This window comes from Agromyces chromiiresistens (assembly GCF_029167465.1).
Taxonomy (GTDB): Bacteria; Actinomycetota; Actinomycetes; order Actinomycetales; family Microbacteriaceae; genus Agromyces; species Agromyces chromiiresistens.
Genome location: NZ_JARFNL010000006.1, coordinates 287,530 through 305,438 on the forward strand (window position 1 = coordinate 287,530; position 17,909 = coordinate 305,438).

General features: G+C 69.4%; 12 protein-coding genes and 1 tRNA gene. 11 read left to right on the forward strand and 2 right to left on the reverse strand.

Annotated features, from left to right (window positions below; all coding sequences use genetic code 11):
• Positions 1–46: 46 nt before the first annotated feature.
• The 3 genes from PX701_RS16605 to PX701_RS16615 all read left to right on the forward strand — a co-directional run bounded on the left by PX701_RS16605 (position 47) and on the right by PX701_RS16615 (position 3,553).
• Positions 47–1,504 carry a glutamate synthase subunit beta gene (locus PX701_RS16605; protein WP_231430918.1) on the forward strand — a complete coding sequence of 486 codons (1,458 nt, stop codon included), beginning with the start codon at positions 47–49 and terminating at the stop codon, positions 1,502–1,504.
• Between the two features lie 76 nt (positions 1,505–1,580).
• Positions 1,581–2,996 carry a pyruvate kinase gene (pyk, locus tag PX701_RS16610; RefSeq protein WP_231430919.1) on the forward strand — a complete coding sequence of 472 codons (1,416 nt, stop codon included), beginning with the start codon at positions 1,581–1,583 and terminating at the stop codon, positions 2,994–2,996.
• A gap of 101 nt (positions 2,997–3,097) precedes the next feature.
• Complete coding sequence (locus PX701_RS16615; RefSeq protein ID WP_231430920.1) at positions 3,098–3,553, forward strand: SRPBCC family protein; 456 nt, start codon at positions 3,098–3,100, stop codon at positions 3,551–3,553.
• A gap of 22 nt (positions 3,554–3,575) precedes the next feature.
• Here the strand turns inward: PX701_RS16615 and PX701_RS16620 are convergent.
• Positions 3,576–3,661 (reverse strand) — tRNA-Leu (locus PX701_RS16620).
• Between the two features lie 36 nt (positions 3,662–3,697).
• Here PX701_RS16620 and PX701_RS16625 point away from each other — a divergent pair.
• The 5 genes from PX701_RS16625 (at position 3,698) to rpsA (ending at position 11,472) form a co-directional block, all read left to right on the forward strand.
• The gene (locus PX701_RS16625; protein ID WP_231430921.1) at positions 3,698–4,306 is read left to right on the forward strand and encodes an ANTAR domain-containing response regulator; all 609 of its coding nucleotides are present in this window, start codon (positions 3,698–3,700) and stop codon (positions 4,304–4,306) included.
• 143 nt (positions 4,307–4,449) lie between these two features.
• On the forward strand, positions 4,450–7,137 hold the full coding sequence (gene polA, locus PX701_RS16630) for a DNA polymerase I (protein WP_231430922.1): 2,688 nt from the start codon (positions 4,450–4,452) through the stop codon (positions 7,135–7,137).
• A gap of 53 nt (positions 7,138–7,190) precedes the next feature.
• Positions 7,191–8,864 (forward strand): DUF885 domain-containing protein, encoded by a 1,674-nt coding sequence (locus tag PX701_RS16635; protein ID WP_231430923.1) that lies wholly within the window; start codon positions 7,191–7,193, stop codon positions 8,862–8,864.
• Positions 8,865–8,878: 14 nt separating this feature from the next.
• A complete protein-coding gene (locus tag PX701_RS16640) occupies positions 8,879–9,868 on the forward strand; it encodes an epimerase (protein ID WP_231430924.1) in 990 nt (329 codons plus the stop codon).
• A 152-nt stretch (positions 9,869–10,020) separates the two neighbouring features.
• Positions 10,021–11,472: a 30S ribosomal protein S1 gene (gene rpsA, locus PX701_RS16645; RefSeq protein WP_275506927.1), complete on the forward strand. Its 1,452-nt coding sequence runs from the start codon at positions 10,021–10,023 to the stop codon at positions 11,470–11,472.
• 56 nt (positions 11,473–11,528) lie between these two features.
• Here the strand turns inward: rpsA and PX701_RS16650 are convergent, their stop codons facing one another.
• Positions 11,529–12,140: a DUF4126 domain-containing protein gene (locus PX701_RS16650; RefSeq protein WP_275506928.1), complete on the reverse strand. Its 612-nt coding sequence runs from the start codon at positions 12,138–12,140 to the stop codon at positions 11,529–11,531.
• Between the two features lie 50 nt (positions 12,141–12,190).
• On the opposite strand from PX701_RS16650, the gene coaE reads away from it, so the two are divergent.
• The 3 genes from coaE to uvrA all read left to right on the forward strand — a co-directional run bounded on the left by coaE (position 12,191) and on the right by uvrA (position 17,909).
• On the forward strand, positions 12,191–12,820 hold the full coding sequence (gene coaE / locus PX701_RS16655; RefSeq protein ID WP_275506929.1) for a dephospho-CoA kinase: 630 nt from the start codon (positions 12,191–12,193) through the stop codon (positions 12,818–12,820).
• Positions 12,821–12,829: 9 nt separating this feature from the next.
• Positions 12,830–14,896: an excinuclease ABC subunit UvrB gene (uvrB, locus tag PX701_RS16660; RefSeq protein WP_231430928.1), complete on the forward strand. Its 2,067-nt coding sequence runs from the start codon at positions 12,830–12,832 to the stop codon at positions 14,894–14,896.
• 121 nt (positions 14,897–15,017) lie between these two features.
• Entirely contained in the window at positions 15,018–17,909 is a 2,892-nt protein-coding gene (gene uvrA / locus PX701_RS16665; RefSeq protein WP_275506930.1) for an excinuclease ABC subunit UvrA, read from the forward strand.

Here is a 17,909-nt window from a genome sequence, read left to right on the forward strand (position 1 = left end):
CAGACGCTGGGAACGGCTGCGCACATGAACTGCCTGGAGGTGACCAATGGCTGACCCCAAGGGCTTCCTGAAGGTCACCGAGCGGGAGCTGCCGAAGCGGCGGCCCGTACCGGTGCGCATCATGGACTGGAAAGAGGTCTACGAGCAGGGCGACCCGGCCCAGCTCCGTCGGCAGGCGGGACGCTGCATGGACTGCGGCATCCCGTTCTGCCACCAGGGCTGCCCGCTCGGCAACCTCATCCCCGAGTGGAACGACCTCATGTACCGCGGCGAGGGCCGCGCGGCGATCGAGCGGCTGCACGCGACGAACAACTTCCCCGAGTTCACGGGCCGGCTCTGCCCGGCACCCTGCGAGTCGGCGTGCGTGCTCGGCATCAACCAGCCCGCCGTCACGATCAAGCAGGTCGAGGTGTCGATCATCGACCAGGCGTTCGGCAACGGCTGGGTGCAGCCGCAGCCGCCAGGGCGTCTCACCGGCAAGACGGTCGCCGTGGTCGGCTCAGGGCCCGCCGGGCTCGCCGCGGCGCAGCAGCTCACCCGCGCCGGTCACACCGTCGCGGTCTTCGAGCGCGACGACCGCATCGGGGGCCTGCTCCGCTACGGCATCCCCGACTTCAAGATGGAGAAGAAGCACCTCGAGGCCCGTCTCGCCCAGATGACCGCCGAGGGCACCCGCTTCCGGGCGGGCATGAACATCGGCGTCGACATCACGTGGGACCAGCTCCGCGAGCGCTACGACGCCGTCGTGATCGCGACCGGCGCCATGGTCCCGCGCGACCTGCCCGTTCCCGGCCGCGACCTGCCGGGCGTGCACTTCGCGATGGAGTACCTCACGCAGTCGAACCGGCACATCGCGGGCGACGAGGTCTTCGACCAGCTCACGGCCGAGGGCAAGCACGTCGTCGTCCTCGGCGGCGGCGACACGGGCGCCGACTGCATCGGCACCGCGCACCGTCAGGGCGCGCTGTCGGTGACGAACCTCGCGATCGGCAAGCAGCCGGGGCAGGAGCGGCCCGACCACCAGCCGTGGCCGATGCACCCGACCGTCTTCGAGGTGCAGAGCGCCCACGAAGAGGGCGGCCGTCGCGAGTTCCTCGCCTCCACGGTCGAGTTCCTCGCGAACGAGGCGGGCGAGGTCCGAGCCATCCGGGTCGCCGAGACCGAGTACCTCGACGGCCGCCGCGTGCCCAAGGCGGGCACCGAGCGCGAGATCCCCGCCGACCTCGTGCTGCTCGCCCTCGGATTCACCGGTCCCGAGACGAACGAGCTCGACGAGCAGCTGCAGCTCGCGGTCACCGACCGCGGCAACCTCTCGCGCGACGCGGCGTACGCCACGGCCGAGCCGGGCGTCTTCGTGGCTGGCGACGCGGGCCGCGGCCAGTCGCTCATCGTCTGGGCGATCGCCGAGGGCCGTGCTGCGGCCGCCGCAGTAGACCGGTACCTTGAAGGCGAGACCTCGCTGCCGAGCCCCATCGCGGCGACGGCGCGCGCCATCGCCGTCTGAACCCCAGGCGCGCCGCTCGGCGCGTCGTCCGAACCACGATCAGCGCCTCGGCGCGGAACACCGGGAGTAACACCACATGAGACGAGCGAAGATCGTCGCCACCCTCGGGCCGGCGACATCGAGCTACGAGCAGATCCGGGCGATCATCGATGCGGGCGTCGACGTCGCCCGCATGAACCTCAGCCACGGCACGTACGACGTCCACGAGGGCGTCTACCAGAACGTGCGCAAGGCGGCGGCCGACTCCGGCCGTGCGGTCGCCGTCCTCGTCGACCTGCAGGGGCCGAAGATCCGCCTCGGCAAGTTCGCCGACGGGCCGCACGAGCTCGCCGAGGGCGACATCTTCAAGATCACCACTGAAGACATCCTCGGCACGAAGGAGATCGTCGGCACGACGTTCAAGGGGCTGCCGCAGGACGTGAAGCCCGGCGACTTCCTGCTCATCGACGACGGCAAGGTTCGGGTCGAGGTGCTCGAGACCGACGGCACGGTCGTCACGACCAAGGTCATCGTCGCGGGTCCCGTCTCGAACAACAAGGGCATCAACCTGCCCGGCGTCGCGGTCAACGTCCCGGCCCTCTCCGACAAGGACGAGGCCGACCTGCGCTGGGGCCTGGAGCTCGGCGCCGACCTCATCGCGCTGTCGTTCGTGCGCAACGCCGCCGACATCACCCGCGTGCACGAGATCATGGACGAGGTCGGCCGCCGCGTGCCCGTCGTCGCGAAGGTCGAGAAGCCGCAGGCGGTCGACGCGCTCGAGGAGATCACCGAGGCGTTCGACGCGGTCATGGTCGCGCGCGGCGACCTCGGCGTCGAGCTGCCGCTCGAGGCCGTGCCGATCGTGCAGAAGCGCGCCGTCGAGATCGCCCGCCGCCTCGCGAAGCCGGTCATCGTCGCGACGCAGATGCTCGAGTCGATGATCCACAGCCCCGTGCCGACGCGCGCCGAGACCTCCGACGTCGCGAACGCCGTCCTCGACGGCGCCGACGCGGTCATGCTCTCGGGCGAGACGAGCGTGGGGGAGTACCCCGTGATCACGGTGCAGACCATGGCCCGCATCATCGAGTCGACCGAACAGCACGGGCTCGACCGGATCGCCCCGCTCGGCACGAAGCCGCGCACCCAGTCGGGCGCCATCACCGCCGCCGCGGTCGAGGTCGCCGACTTCGTCGAGGCGAAGTACCTCTGCGTGTTCACCGAGTCGGGCGAGACGGTGCGCCGCATGACGCGCCTGCGCTCGAAGATCCCGATCCTGGCGTTCACGCCCGACCCCGCGATCCGACGCCGCATGGCGCTCAACTGGGGCGTCGAGTCGTTCGTGGTCTCGCGCGTCACCCACACCGACCAGATGGTCGGGCAGGTCGACGAGGCGCTCGCGAAGACCGGCAAGGCGGTCAACGGCGAGAAGGTCGTCATCATCTCGGGTTCGCCTCCCGGCATTCCGGGCACCACGAACGACGTGCGCGTGCACGTCGTCGGCGAGGTGCTCTAGCGGTTCCTCGGTGAAGGGTCGGTCAGGAATGACCGGCCCTTCACCGTCTTCCGGGCACCGCGGCGGGATGCCTCGGTCGCGCGTCGTGGCAGAATCCGATCGTGGTCGTGAGATTCGAGTGCCGGACGGTCCTCGCCCTGAGCCCGTCGGAGGCGTTCGAGCGCTCGCTCGACATCGACCTGCACATGGCGTCGATGGCACGCTCCCGCGAGCGCGCCGTCGCCGGGGTGACGTCGGGCAGGATCGGGCCCGGCGAGCAGGTGACCTGGCGCGCGTGGCACTTCGGCGTTCCGCTCAGCATGACGAGCCGCATCACCGCGTACGACGAACCGCGATGCTTCATCGACGAACAGGTGCGCGGCCCGTTCCGGTCGTTCCGTCATGTGCACCGGTTCGAACCGACCGCCGACGGCACCGGCGCGATCATGACCGACGAGGTCGAGTTCGACGCGCCGTTCGGCCCGCTCGGTCGGATCGCGGAGGTCGTGCTCGGGCCCTATCTGCGGCATCTCATCGAGGCTCGGAACGCCCACCTCGCGGAGCGCGGGACGGGCTGATCCGCGAACGCCGCGCGGGCGATGGTGCCGGTGGTGGGGGTCGAACCCACACGCCCTTTCGGGCAAAGCATTTTGAGTGCTCCGCGTCTGCCATTCCGCCACACCGGCCAGAGGCCTCGCCCAGAATACCGTAGGCTTTCCTGCGTGACTGACACCGAATCAACTCAGCCGGCAGCTCCGCGCCGCGTGGTCGTGGCAGAAGATGAGTCGCTCATCCGCCTCGACATCGTCGAGATTCTGCGCGACAACGGCTACGAGGTCGTCGGCGAGGCGGGCGACGGCGAGACCGCCGTGGCGCTTGCGACCGAACTGCGCCCCGATCTCGTCATCATGGACGTCAAGATGCCGCAGCTCGACGGCATCTCCGCGGCCGAGCGCCTCTCGAAGGGCCACATCGCCCCGGTCGTGCTGCTGACCGCCTTCAGCCAGAAGGAGCTGGTCGAGCGCGCGAGCGAGGCCGGTGCACTGGCCTACGTCGTGAAGCCCTTCACCCCGAACGACCTGCTGCCGGCGATCGAGATCGCCCTGGCCCGCCACGCGCAGATCATCGCCCTCGAGGCCGAGGTCGGCGACCTCGTCGAGCGCTTCGAGACCCGCAAGCTCGTCGACCGGGCGAAGGGCCTCCTCAACGAGAAGATGGGCCTCTCCGAGCCCGAGGCGTTCCGCTGGATCCAGAAGGCGTCGATGGATCGCCGCCTCACGATGAAGGACGTCTCGCAGGCGATCATCGAACAGCTCGCGCCCAAGAAGTAGGGCCCGCAGAACATCGAACGGCGGATGCCTCGACGAGCACGGTCTCGTCGAGGCATCCGCCGTTCGTGATCGCGGCACGTGGGCCGGGGCCGGGAGCCGGCCGGACGTCCGGCGGTGTCGGCGGCCGCTTGTAGGCTGGTGCGGTGACGGACGCAGACAAGCCCACCCTCCTCGTCGTCGATGGCCACTCGCTGGCCTTCCGAGCCTTCTACGCCCTTCCGGTCGACAGCTTCACGACGCGCGACGGCCAGCACACGAACGCCATCCACGGCTTCCTCTCGATGCTGCTGCTCCTGCTCCAGAACGAGAAGCCCACGCACCTCGCGGTCGCGTTCGACGTGTCGCGGCACTCCTTCCGCACGCGCGAGTACGCCGAGTACAAGGGCACCCGGGGCGAGACCCCGCCCGAGTTCAAGGGCCAGGTGCCGCTGCTGCAAGAGGCCTTGCAGGCGATGGGGATCCAGGTCCTCGAGAAAGAGGACTTCGAGGCCGACGACATCCTCGCGACCCTGGCGGCGCGCGGGCGCACCGAGGGCTATCGCGTGCTGCTCGTCTCGGGCGACCGCGACACCATCCAGCTGGTGAACGACGACGTCACGCTGCTCTACCCGAACGCCCAGGGCGTCTCGCAGCTCAAGCGGTACGACCCCGAGGCGGTCGTCGAGCGGTACGGCATCCGCCCCGAGCAGTACCCCGACGTCGCGGCACTCGTCGGCGAGACGAGCGACAACCTGACCGGCATCACGAAGGTGGGCGAGAAGACCGCGGTCAAGTGGCTCGGGCTCTACGGCGACCTCGACGGCATCCTCGCCCACGCCGACGAGATCAAGGGCGTCGTCGGGCAGAACCTGCGCGACGAGAAAGAGAACGCGATCCGCAATCGCAAGCTCAACCGTCTCGTCGACGACGTCGAACTCGACGTCGTGATCCCCGAGCTCGCCGCGCGTCCGATCGACATCGAAGCGGTCCGCCCGCTCTTCGAGCGGCTCGAGTTCCGCACGCTCTTCGAGCGCCTGCGCAAGCTCGCGGCGGGCGAGACGAACGGCAACGGCAACGGGGCGGCGCCCGCGGCCGAGCCGGCACCGCTCATCGCCGCGCCGACGATGCCGACCTCGCAGAGCCTCGCCGGCGCCGAACTCGCGGCGTGGCTCGAGCGCGCCGTCGCCGCAGAGCCCGCGGGGCTCGGCCTCAGCCTCGAGGTCATCGACGGCCTCGTGGTGGGTGCCGGCATTGCGACGGCGACCGAGACGGTGCACCTCGCCTGGCGATCCGGCGCGGCCGAAGCAGGGCCGTTCGAGGCGTGGCTCGCCTCCGACTCCCCGAAGATCATGACCGATGCGAAGCCGCAGCTCGAGGCACTCGCGCGATCCGGTCTCGCCCTCGACGGGCTCGTCCTCGACACGCTCGTGGCCGGCTGGCTCGTGCGACCGAACCTGGTCGAGAAGACCCTGCCCGACCTCGTCGACCGCTACCTCGGCGAGACGGTGCCGCAGGCCGATCCCGCGCAGCTCGTCCCCGAAGAGGGCACCGACGCCGGCGCGCCGGAGTACGCGTGGTTCACGGTGCGCGTGGCGCCCGCCGTTCTGCGTGCCCTGCCCGAGCGGTCGCGTCAGCTGCTCGCCGACATCGAGATGCCGCTCGTCCCCGTGCTGGCCGCGATGGAGTTGCGCGGCGTGACCGTCGACCACGCCGAGCTCGCAGCGCTGTCCGCCGAACTCGGCGAGCGGGCCGCCGGCCTCGCCGAGGCCGCGTACGCGGAGATCGGTCGCGAGGTGAACCTCGGCTCGCCGAAGCAGTTGCAGGAGGTGCTGTTCGACCAGCTCGGCATGCCGAAGACGCGCGCCACGAAGACCGGCTACACGACCGATGCGAGTGCGCTGGCCGACCTCCAGGAGTCCAGCCCGCACCCGTTCCTCGGCTACCTGCTCGAGCACCGCGATGCGACCAAGCTGCGCCAGATCGTCGATTCGCTCGACAAGTCGATCGCGGCCGACGGCCGCATCCACACGAACTACGGCCAGATCGGCGCGGCGACCGGGCGCATGTCGTCGAACGATCCGAACCTGCAGAACATCCCGATCCGCACCGAAGACGGGCGACGCATCCGAAAGGCGTTCCGCCACGGTGCCGGGTACGCAGAACTCCTGACGGCCGACTATTCGCAGATCGAGATGCGCATCATGGCGCACCTCTCCGGCGACCCCGGGCTCATCGAGGCGTTCAACGCGGGCGAAGACCTGCACCGGTTCGTGGGTGCGCGCGTGTTCGCGGTCGACCCCGCCGACGTCACGCCGCTCATGCGCACGAAGGTCAAGGCGATGTCGTACGGCCTCGCCTACGGCTTGAGCGCGTTCGGCCTCTCGAAGCAGCTGCGCATCGATCGCGCTGAGGCGCAGCAGCTCATGCGCGAGTACTTCGAGCGCTTCGGAGCGGTGCGCGACTACCTGCGCGGCGTGGTCGAGCAGGCGAAGATCGACGGCTACACGGAGACGATCTTCGGCCGGCGCCGTCCGTTCCCCGACCTCAACAGCCCGAACCGCGTGCACCGCGAGAACGCGGAGCGCGCCGCGCTCAATTCGCCGATCCAGGGTTCGGCCGCCGACATCATGAAGATCGCGATGGTCGGCGTCGAGCGCGAGATCCGTGCGCAGGGGCTCGAGAGCCGCATGCTGCTCACCGTCCACGACGAGCTCATCTTCGAGGTGGCGGGCGGCGAATCCGAGGCGCTCGAGGCGCTCGTGCGCGACAAGATGGCGAACGCGGCCGAACTCAAGGTGCCGCTCGACGTACAGGTCGGGCGGGGCAGCGACTGGGAGGACGCGGCGCACTGATCGAGGGATCCTCGACGTCGACACGGGCGGGTTCGCTGTCCTAGGTTCGGAGGATGGCATCGAGTGAGCGCACCCCGACCGACGTCGACCGCATCGCCGAAGGCTGGGTCGACACGCTGGTCGACCTCGACCCGAGCATCGGCACCTACATCGGCCGGACGAGCCACGACGACCGGCTCGCCGACTACTCGCCGGCCGGGCACGAGCGGCGGGTCGCCGCGATCCGCGAGGCGGCCGCCGCGCTTCGGGCCGCCGACCCGGCCGACGACGTCGACCGCATCACGGTCGCGGACCTCGGCTCCGAGCTGGAGCTCGAGCTCGCCCGGCACGACGCCGGGCTCCACCTCCGGGACCTCAACGTGATCGCGAGCCCGACGCAGGAGATCCGCGACGTGTTCGACCTCATGCCGACCGCCGAGGTCGACGACTGGTCGCGCATCGCGAATCGCCTCGGAGCGGTCCCGGGCGCGCTCGACGGCTACATCGAGACCCTGCGCGCGGGCGTCGGGGCGGGCATCGTCCCCGCGGTCCGGCAGGTGCACGAGGTCGCGGCGCAGGCGCGGCGCATCGCGAAGGCCGACGGCTTCTTCGCGACGTTCGCCGCGAGCGCGAAGGCGGGGGAGTCCGAGCTCCCCGACGCGCTTCGGCGCGACCTCGAGGCGGGCGCCGGCACGGCGAGCGAGGCGTACGACCGGCTCGCCGAGTTCCTCGAGTCCGAGCTCGCGCCGGTAGCGGGCGACGCCGATGCCGTCGGCCGCGACATCTACGCCCTCGAGTCGCGGCGCTTCCTCGGCGCCGTGATCGACCTCGACGAGACCTACGAATGGGGCATCGAAGAACTCGCGCGCATGGTCGCCGAGCAGGAGTCGATCGCGAACGAGATCAAGCCCGGGGCATCCGTTGCCGAGGCCATCGCGTTCCTCGACGACGATCCGAGCCGCAAGCTGCACGGCACCGACGCACTCCAACGGTGGATGCAGGAGACCAGCGACCGCGCGGTCGCGGAGCTCGCCGGCACTCAGTTCGACATCCCCGCCGAGATCCGCACCCTCGAGTGCATGATCGCCCCCACCCAGGAGGGCGGCATCTACTACACGGGCCCGAGCGACGACTTCTCACGGCCAGGTCGCATGTGGTGGTCGGTGCCGGAGGGCGTCACCGAGTTCGACACCTGGCGCGAACTCACCACGGTCTACCACGAGGGGGTCCCGGGTCACCACCTCCAGATCGGCCAGGCGGTCGTCAACCGCGGCCAGCTCAACACCTGGCGCCGGCAGCTCGCCGGCACGTCGGGTCACGCCGAGGGATGGGCGCTCTACGCAGAGCGTCTGATGCAGGGGCTCGGCTACCTCGACGATCCGGCCGACCGGCTCGGCATGCTCGACGGCCAGCGCATGCGCGCCGCCCGCGTCGTGCTCGACATCGGCGTGCACCTCGGCAAGCAGCGCCCCGACGGGCAGGGAGTCTGGACGGGCGACTACGCCTTCGAGTTCCTCGGGCAGAACGTCAACATGAACGAGGGCTTCGTGCGCTTCGAGGTGCACCGCTACCTCGGCTGGCCGGGGCAGGCACCCTCGTACAAGGTGGGCCAGCGCATCTGGGAGCAGCTGCGCGACGAGGTCGCCCGCCGGGAGGGCTCCGGCTTCGACATCCGCGACTTCCACCGGCGCGCGCTGGCGCTCGGCGGCGTCGGACTCGACACACTGCGCTCCGCGCTGCTCGGCTGAGTCCCGGGCGCGACGTGGCGCGTATCGTCATCGCAGGCGCGTCCGGGTTCATCGGCGCGCACCTCGTGCACCGCTACCGCGTCGCGGGCGATTCGGTGGCGACGATCGGCCGGTCCGGCGGGGACGCCTCGTGGTCCGATCCTCACGCGATCCGCCGGCTGCTCGACGGCGCCGACGTGCTCGTCAACCTCGCCGGGCGGAGCGTGAACTGCAGGTACACGCCTGCGAACCGTGAGGCGATCATGCAGTCGCGGCTGACGACGACCGCCGAACTGCGCGAGGCGGTCGCCGACGTCGACGAGCCGCCGGCCGTCTGGTTCAACTCCTCGACCGCGACGATCTACCGGCACGCCGACGACCGGCCGATGACCGAGTCGAGCGGTGAGCTCGGCACGGGGTTCTCGGTCGCCGTCGCGAAGGCGTGGGAGCGGGAGTTCTTCGACGGGGAGCTGCCGATGACCCGGCGGGTCGCGCTGCGGATCGCGATCGTGCTCGGCGACGGCAGTGCGCTGCGCCCGCTCGCGATGCTCGCCCGGCTCGGGCTCGGCGGCGCGCACCTCGACGGCCGGTGGCCGTCGTCGCGGGCGCGCCGCGGGGCCGGCACGCAGCACGTGTTCCGCACGCCCCGCGGCCGGCAGCGCTTCAGCTGGGTGCATGTCGAGGATGTCGCGCGCGCGATCGACTTCCTCCGCGACCGCGCCGACCTCAGCGGTCCGGTGAACGTCAGCTCGCCGAACCCGAGCGATGACCGCACCCTCATGCGCACCATCCGTCGACTCGTCGGTGCGCCGGTCGGCCTGCCCACGACGCGATGGATGCTCGAGCTCGGGTCGGCGGTCATCGGCACCGAGACCGAGCTCCTGCTCAAGAGCCGGTGGGTGCTGCCGCAGCGGTTGCTCGACGCCGGCTTCGAGTTCAGGTACCCCGAGCTGGAACCGGCGCTCGCGAGCATCCTCCGACCGACGGAGGGTGCCGTCGCCGCCGGCCCGGCTCGGCTCGGATGAGCCCCGGAGCCGTGCGGTTGCCGCGCACGCAGCGGTTCCGTTAGGATGGAGCGTCACTCGTGTGACATCCCTGTCCGCATGCCCATCGCGGAAACACATAACGCTCTACCGCGCGATGGGCTCGATATTGTCCTTTACGGAGCATTCACTACATGACAACCGCAACGACCAAGGCGCCCAAGCAGGTCGCGATCAACGACATCGGATCTGCTGACGATTTCCTCGCCGCGGTCGAGAAGACTTTGAAGTTCTTCAACGACGGCGACCTCATCGAGGGCACCGTCGTGAAGATCGACCGCGACGAGGTCCTCCTCGACGTCGGCTACAAGACCGAGGGCGTCATCCCCTCGCGCGAGCTTTCCATCAAGCACGACGTCGACCCCAGCGAGGTCGTCGGCGTCGGCGACACCGTCGAGGCCCTCGTTCTCCAGAAGGAGGACAAGGAAGGCCGCCTCATCCTGTCGAAGAAGCGTGCGCAGTACGAGCGCGCGTGGGGCGACGTGGAGAAGATCAAGGAGGCCGACGGCGTCGTGACCGGTTCGGTCATCGAGGTCGTCAAGGGCGGCCTGATCGTCGACATCGGCCTCCGCGGCTTCCTCCCGGCGTCGCTCATCGAGCTCCGCCGCGTGCGCGACCTCACGCCGTACCTCGGCCAGGAGATCGAGGCGAAGATCCTCGAGCTCGACAAGAACCGCAACAACGTGGTGCTCTCGCGCCGCGCGCTGCTCGAGCAGACGCAGTCCGAGTCGCGTTCGACGTTCCTCGCGAACCTGCACCCGGGCCAGATCCGCAAGGGTGTCATCTCGTCGATCGTCAACTTCGGTGCGTTCGTCGACCTCGGCGGCGTGGACGGCCTCGTGCACGTCTCCGAGCTGTCGTGGAAGCACATCGAGCACGCCAGCGAGGTCGTCGAGGTCGGCCAGGAGGTCACCGTCGAGGTGCTCTCCGTCGAGCTCGACCGCGAGCGCGTCTCGCTGTCGCTCAAGGCGACGCAGGAGGACCCGTGGCAGGTCTTCGCCCGGACCCACGCGATCGGCCAGGTCGCTCCGGGCAAGGTCACCAAGCTCGTGCCGTTCGGTGCGTTCGTTCGCGTCGCCGACGGCATCGAGGGCCTCGTGCACATCTCGGAGCTGTCGGGCAAGCACGTCGAGCTCGCCGAGCAGGTCGTGTCGGTCGGCGAAGAGGTCTTCGTCAAGGTCATCGACATCGACCTCGAGCGTCGCCGCATCTCGCTCTCGCTGAAGCAGGCGAACGAGGGCGTCGACCCCGAGGGCACCGAGTTCGACCCGGCGCTCTACGGCATGCTCACCGAGTACGACGAGCAGGGCAACTACAAGTACCCCGAGGGCTTCGACCCCGAGACCAACGAGTGGCGCGAGGGCTTCGAGGCCCAGCGCGAGAAGTGGGAGCAGGACTACGCTGCCGCCCAGGCTCGCTGGGAGGCGCACAAGAAGCAGGTTGCTGCTTCGCTCGCCGCCCAGGCTGCCGACGACTCGTTCTCGGCCGGCAGTGCCTCCTACTCGAGCGACTCGGCCGGCACGGGCACCCTTGCCGACGACGCCTCGCTCGCGGCGCTGCGCGAGAAGCTCTCGAGCAACAACTGATCGCACCTGCGACACGACTGAAGGCCGGTTCCCTCGGGAACCGGCCTTCGGCCGTTTCAGGGCGTCGTCGCGGGATGCCTCGCGGCTGCCTCGCGGCGGGCGCGACGACGCCGCACGACGAACACGAGCGCGATCACGAGCGCCACGATGCCGAAGACCACGAGCACGGGCGCCAGCACTGCGGCGAACGCGAGCGCGAAGCTCCCGGCGTCTTCCGCGGCACTCACGACCGGGCCGCCGAATCCGAGTGTCGCTGTGTTGACGACCGGCCGGGCGGCGGCCTTCGCCACGTGCACGAGCAGCGCGAGGCCGACGCCGATCGCGACGGGAACCCAGGCGTTCGAGCTGAAGAACGACCCGGGATCGGTCACGACGGCGGTCGTCGAGTCGATCCCGGTGCCGAAGACGATTCCGCCGGCGGTCGGCCTGACGACCGTCTGCACGACATCGTTCGCCGAGTCGAGACCCGGCACCTTGTCGGCGATGAACTCGACCGCGAGCAGGAGGGCCAGCACGAGCAGGACCCACTCGTTCGAGAGCCACGCCCACGCGGGCGGCAGTTCGACGAGGGTCGTGAAGCGATCGAGCGCACCGAGCACGACGAGCGGGATCCAGGCGTTGAGACCGGCCGCGAGCGCGAGCCCGGTGCCGGTGAGCAGCTCGAGCATCCGCGCCTCCTCGTGGGTCGAGTCGAGTGTCGCACGATTAGAGTGGTGTCGTGTATCTGATCGGGCTCACTGGTGGTATCGCCTCGGGGAAGTCGACCGTCGCGCGCAGGCTGTACGAACACGGGGCGGTTCACATCGATGCCGACGACCTCGCCCGGCGGGTCGTCGCACCGGGCACCCCCGGGCTCGCGGCGGTCATCGCGGAGTTCGGCGAGAGCGTCCTCCGACCCGACGGCTCACTCGACCGCGCGAAGCTCGGCGAGATCGTCTTCAAGGACGACGCCGCGCGGGCCCGCCTGAACTCCATCGTCCACCCCGCGGTGCGGGAGCTGTCGTCGCGGCTCATCGCCCGCGCCGAGGCCGATGACCCCGATGCCGTCGTCGTGTACGACGTGCCGCTCCTCGTCGAGGCATCCGTCGATCACCCGTTCGACCTCGTCGTCGTGACGAACGCGCCGCGCCGCACCCAGGTGAAGCGGCTCGTCGAGGAGCGCGGCCTCGACCTGATGCAGGCCGAGGCGCGAGTCGACGCGCAGGTCGACAACACTCGGCGGCTCGCGATCGCCGACGTGGTCATCGACACCGACGGCTCGCTCGCGCACACGATGAGCCAGACCGACGCCCTGTGGGCGCGGGTCGTGGCCGAGCGCTCCGGACGCGATGTCGGAGGCCGCTCCTAGACTTGGAGCATGCAGGCCACGCGCTCAGTTCGCCCGTTCGAGGTCATCAGCGAGTATCGACCGAGCGGTGACCAGCCGCAGGCGATCGCCGAACTCGCCGGCCGCATCAACGCGGGTGAGACCGACGTCGTGCTGCTCGGAGCGACCGGTACCGGCAAGTCGGCGACGACGGCCTGGCTCATCGAGCAGGTCCAGCGTCCGACCCTCGTGCTGGCCCACAACAAGACCCTCGCCGCGCAGCTCGCGAACGAGTTCCGCGAGCTGCTGCCGAACAACGCGGTCGAGTACTTCGTCTCCTACTACGACTACTACCAGCCAGAGGCCTACGTCCCGCAGACCGATACGTTCATCGAGAAAGACAGTTCGATCAACGCCGAGGTCGAGCGGCTGCGCCACTCGACGACGAACTCCCTGCTCAGCCGGCGCGACGTCGTCGTGGTGTCGACCGTGTCCTGCATCTACGGCCTCGGCACGCCCGAGGAGTACCTCGGGGCGATGATGCCGCTGCAGGTCGGCCAACGGGTCGACCGCGACTGGCTCATCCGCAAGTTCGTCTCGATGCAGTACCAGCGCAACGACGTCGACTTCTCGCGGGGCACGTTCCGCGTGCGCGGCGACACGATCGAGATCATCCCCGTCTACGAAGAGCTGGCGATCCGCATCGAGATGTTCGGCGACGAGATCGAGGCGCTCTACAGCCTGCATCCGCTCACGGGGCAGATCGTCCGCCAGCTCGACGCGGTTCCCGTCTTCCCGGGATCGCACTACGTCGCATCGACCGACGTGATGCAGCGCGCCATCGGAACCATCCGCGACGAGCTCGACGAGCGCCTCGCCGAGCTCGAACGCGAGGGCAAGCTGCTCGAGGCGCAGCGGCTGCGCATGCGCACGACCTTCGACCTGGAGATGATGGAGCAGATCGGGTTCTGCTCGGGCATCGAGAACTACTCGCGGCACATCGACGGGCGCGCGCCCGGCGAAGCGCCGCACTGCCTGCTCGACTACTTCGCCGACGACTTCCTCGTCGTGATCGACGAGTCGCACGTGACGGTGCCGCAGATCGGTGCCATGTACGAGGGCGACTCGTCGCGCAAGCGCACCCTCGTCGAACACGGGTTCCGGCTGCCGAGCGCCCTCGACAACCGCCCCCTCAAGTGGGACGAGTTCAAGGCGCGCGTCGGCCAGACCGTGTACCTCTCCGCGACGCCGGGCCGATACGAGATGGGCATCGCCGACGGCGTCGTCGAGCAGATCATCCGGCCGACCGGCCTCGTCGATCCGCAGATCGTCGTGAAGCCGTCGAAGGGGCAGATCGACGACCTGCTCGAAGAGATCCGCAAGCGTGCCGAGCGCGACGAGCGAGTCCTCGTCACCACCCTCACGAAGAAGATGGCCGAAGAGCTCACCGACTTCCTCACCGAGGCCGGGGTCAGGGTGCGCTACCTGCACTCCGACGTCGACACGCTCCGGCGGGTCGAACTGCTCACCGAGCTTCGCGCAGGCGTCTACGACGTGCTCGTCGGCATCAACCTGCTGCGCGAGGGTCTCGACCTCCCCGAGGTGTCGCTCGTCGCGATCCTCGACGCCGACAAAGAGGGGTTCCTCCGGTCGTCGACCTCGCTCATCCAGACGATCGGGCGCGCCGCGCGCAACGTCTCGGGCGAGGTGCACATGTACGCCGACGTGCTCACCGACTCGATGAAGCAGGCGATCGACGAGACGACGCGTCGGCGCGACCGGCAGCTCGAGTACAACCGCGTCAACGGCATCGATCCCCAGCCACTGCGCAAGCGCATCGCCGACATCACCGAGGTGCTCGCGCGCGAAGAGGCCGACACCGCTGCGCTGCTCGCGGGCCGCGACGGCCGTAAGAAGTCGCCGGTGCCGAACCTCCGTACCGAAGGCATCGCCGCCGAGGGCGCGAACGACCTCGAAGAGCTCATCCGCGACCTCAACGACCAGATGCTCGAGGCGGCCGGCGAGCTCAAGTTCGAACTCGCCGCGCGACTGCGCGACGAGGTGTCCGAGCTCAAGCGCGAGCTCCGGCAGATGGAGAAGGCGGGGCACCTGGGCTGACGGGCACGGCGGGCGCGCTGCAGTCTCGACGGGGGCGCCCGCCGGTCCGATTCGAACATCTGTTCGCCGACAGCGCATCGGTCGAGGCATCCGTGTCGGTGGGTCTCTCTAGACTCGAAGGGTGCCAGTTTCACGTCTCGATGCCCATTCGCGCCTGAGTGTCCGCGGTGCCCGCGTGCACAACCTGCACAACGTCGACGTCGAGATCCCGCGCGACGCGATGGTCGTGTTCACAGGCCTCTCGGGTTCGGGCAAGTCGTCGCTCGCGTTCGACACGATCTTCGCCGAGGGGCAACGACGCTACGTCGAGTCGCTGTCGGCATACGCCCGGCAGTTCCTCGGGCAGGTCGACCGGCCCGACGTCGACTTCATCGAGGGCCTGAGCCCCGCCGTGTCGATCGACCAGAAGTCGACGAACCGCAACCCCCGCTCGACGGTCGGCACGATCACCGAGATCTACGACTACATGCGACTGCTGTGGGCGCGCATCGGCGTGCCGCACTGCCCGGTCTGCGGCGAGAAGATCCAGCGGCAGACGGTGCAGCAGATCGCCGACCGGCTGATGGAGCTCGAGGAGGGCACCCGGTTCCAGGTGCTGAGCCCCGTGGTGTCGAAGAAGAAGGGCGAGTTCGTCGACCTCTTCCGCGAACTGGCGGCGCAGGGCTATTCGCGTGCCGTCGTCGACGGCGAACTCATCCGCCTCGACGAGCCGCCGAAGCTCAAGAAGCAGATCAAGCACGACATCTCCGTCGTCGTCGACCGGCTCGTCGCCGGGCCCGACGTGCTGGGCCGGCTCACCGACTCGCTCGAGACGGCGCTCCGGCTCACCGACGGCCTGGTGCAGGTCAACTTCGTCGACGAGTCGGGTCCCGACGCCTGGCACACCTTCTCCGAGAAGCTCTCGTGCCCGAACCAGCACCCGATCCAGCTCACCGAGATCGAGCCGCGCACCTTCTCGTTCAACGCGCCGTTCGGCGCCTGTCCCGAGTGCTCCGGCCTCGGCACGCGCATGTCGGTCGACGAAGAGCTGCTGCTCGGCGACCCGGCCCTCTCGATCACCGACGGCGTCATCCTCCCGTGGACCTCGCAGGGCAAGAGCCTCTACAACTACTACGAGAAGCTGCTCGACGGGCTCGCCCGCGACCTCGGCTTCTCCCTCGACACGCCGTGGGCCGAGCTCCCCGACGAGGCACGGCAGGCGGTCCTGCGCGGGCAGAACTTCGAGGTCAAGGTGCGCTGGCGCAACCGGTACGGCCGTGAGATGAGCTACACCTCGGGCTTCGAGGGCGTCGTGCCGTACATCGAGCGGCAGTACCTCCAGGCCGAGACCGACGTGCAACGGGCGCGGTGGGCCGAGTACCTGCGCGAGGTGCCCTGCCCCGTGTGCGACGGCAAGCGGCTGAAGCCCGAGGTGCTGTCCGTGCTGATCCACGATCACAGCATCGCCGACGTCGGCCTGCTGAGCCTCACCGATGCGCGCGCATTCATGGACCGCCTCGAGCTCACCGATCGCGAGCAGGCCATCGGCGCCCAGGTGCTGCGCGAGATCAAGGTCCGCCTCGACTTCCTCATCCGGGTCGGCCTCAGCTACCTCGACCTCGCGCGCGCCGCCGGCACCCTCTCCGGCGGCGAGGCGCAGCGCATCCGCCTCGCCACGCAGATCGGCTCGGGCCTCACGGGCGTGCTGTACGTGCTCGACGAGCCGAGCATCGGCCTGCACCAGCGCGACAACCGGCGTCTCATCGACACCCTCGTCGCGTTGCGCGACCTGGGCAACACGCTCATCGTCGTCGAACACGACGAAGACACCATCCGCACGGCCGACTGGATCGTCGACATCGGCCCCGGGGCCGGTGTCAACGGCGGTACCGTCGTGCACTCCGGCAGCTACGACGACCTGCTGAGGAACACGCGCTCGCTCACTGGCGACTACCTGTCCGGCCGCAAAGAGATCGCGACCCCGGCGCGACGCCGGCCGATCGACCGCGACCGCATGATCTCGGTGCAGGGCGCCGCGGCGAACAACCTCCGCGGCATCGACGTCGAGTTCCCGCTCGGAACGTTCACGGCGGTGACCGGCGTGAGCGGCTCGGGCAAGTCGTCGCTCGTCAACGACATCCTCTACCGCGTTCTCGCGAACAAGCTCAACGGCGCGCGCAAGGTCCCGGGCAAGCACCGCCGGGTGACCGGCCTCGAGCAGCTCGACAAGGTCGTGCACGTCGACCAGGCGCCGATCGGGCGCACACCGCGATCGAACCCCGCGACCTACACGGGCGTGTTCGACCGCATCCGCACGCTCTTCTCCGAGACGACCGAGGCCAAGGCCCGAGGCTACCTTCCGGGGCGGTTCAGCTTCAACGTCAAGGGCGGGCGCTGCGAGGCGTGCTCGGGCGACGGCACGATCAAGATCGAGATGAACTTCCTGCCCGACGTCTACGTCGCGTGCGAGGTGTGCGGCGGCAAGCGGTACAACCGCGAGACGCTGCAGGTGCACTACAAGGGCAAGAACATCGCCGAGGTGCTCGAGATGCCGATCTCCGAGGCGGCCGAGTTCTTCGAGCCGATCTCGGCGATCCACCGCTATCTCAAGACGCTCGTCGACGTCGGACTCGGCTACGTGCAGCTCGGACAGAGCGCGACGACGCTCTCGGGCGGCGAGGCGCAGCGCGTGAAGCTGGCGACCGAGCTGCAGCGACGGTCGAACGGCCGCAGCGTCTACGTGCTCGACGAGCCGACGACCGGCCTGCACTTCGAAGACGTGCAGAAGCTCCTCCGGGTGCTCGGCAAGCTTGTCGAGAAGGGCAACACCGTGATCGTCATCGAGCACTCGCTCGACGTCATCAAGTCGGCCGACTGGATCATCGACCTCGGGCCGGAGGGCGGCTCGGGCGGAGGCCAGGTCGTCGCCACCGGCACTCCCGAGCATGTCGCGACGGTCGCCGAGAGCCACACGGGCTACTTCCTCCGCGAGATCTTCGACGCCGCCGCCGAGCGCGCCGACGTCGCCAGCTGA

Excerpts from the sequence above, each read along its gene's own strand:
- PX701_RS16605 (WP_231430918.1), top strand. The coding sequence starts at position 47 with ATGGCTGACCCCAAGGGCTTCCTGAAGGTCACCGAGCGGGAGCTGCCG.
- PX701_RS16635 (WP_231430923.1), top strand. The coding sequence starts at position 7,191 with ATGGCATCGAGTGAGCGCACCCCGACCGACGTCGACCGCATCGCCGAA.
- uvrB (WP_231430928.1), top strand. The coding sequence starts at position 12,830 with ATGCAGGCCACGCGCTCAGTTCGCCCGTTCGAGGTCATCAGCGAGTAT.
- pyk (WP_231430919.1), top strand. The coding sequence starts at position 1,581 with ATGAGACGAGCGAAGATCGTCGCCACCCTCGGGCCGGCGACATCGAGC.
- rpsA (WP_275506927.1), top strand. The coding sequence starts at position 10,021 with ATGACAACCGCAACGACCAAGGCGCCCAAGCAGGTCGCGATCAACGAC.
- PX701_RS16650 (WP_275506928.1), bottom strand. The coding sequence starts at position 12,140 with ATGCTCGAGCTGCTCACCGGCACCGGGCTCGCGCTCGCGGCCGGTCTC.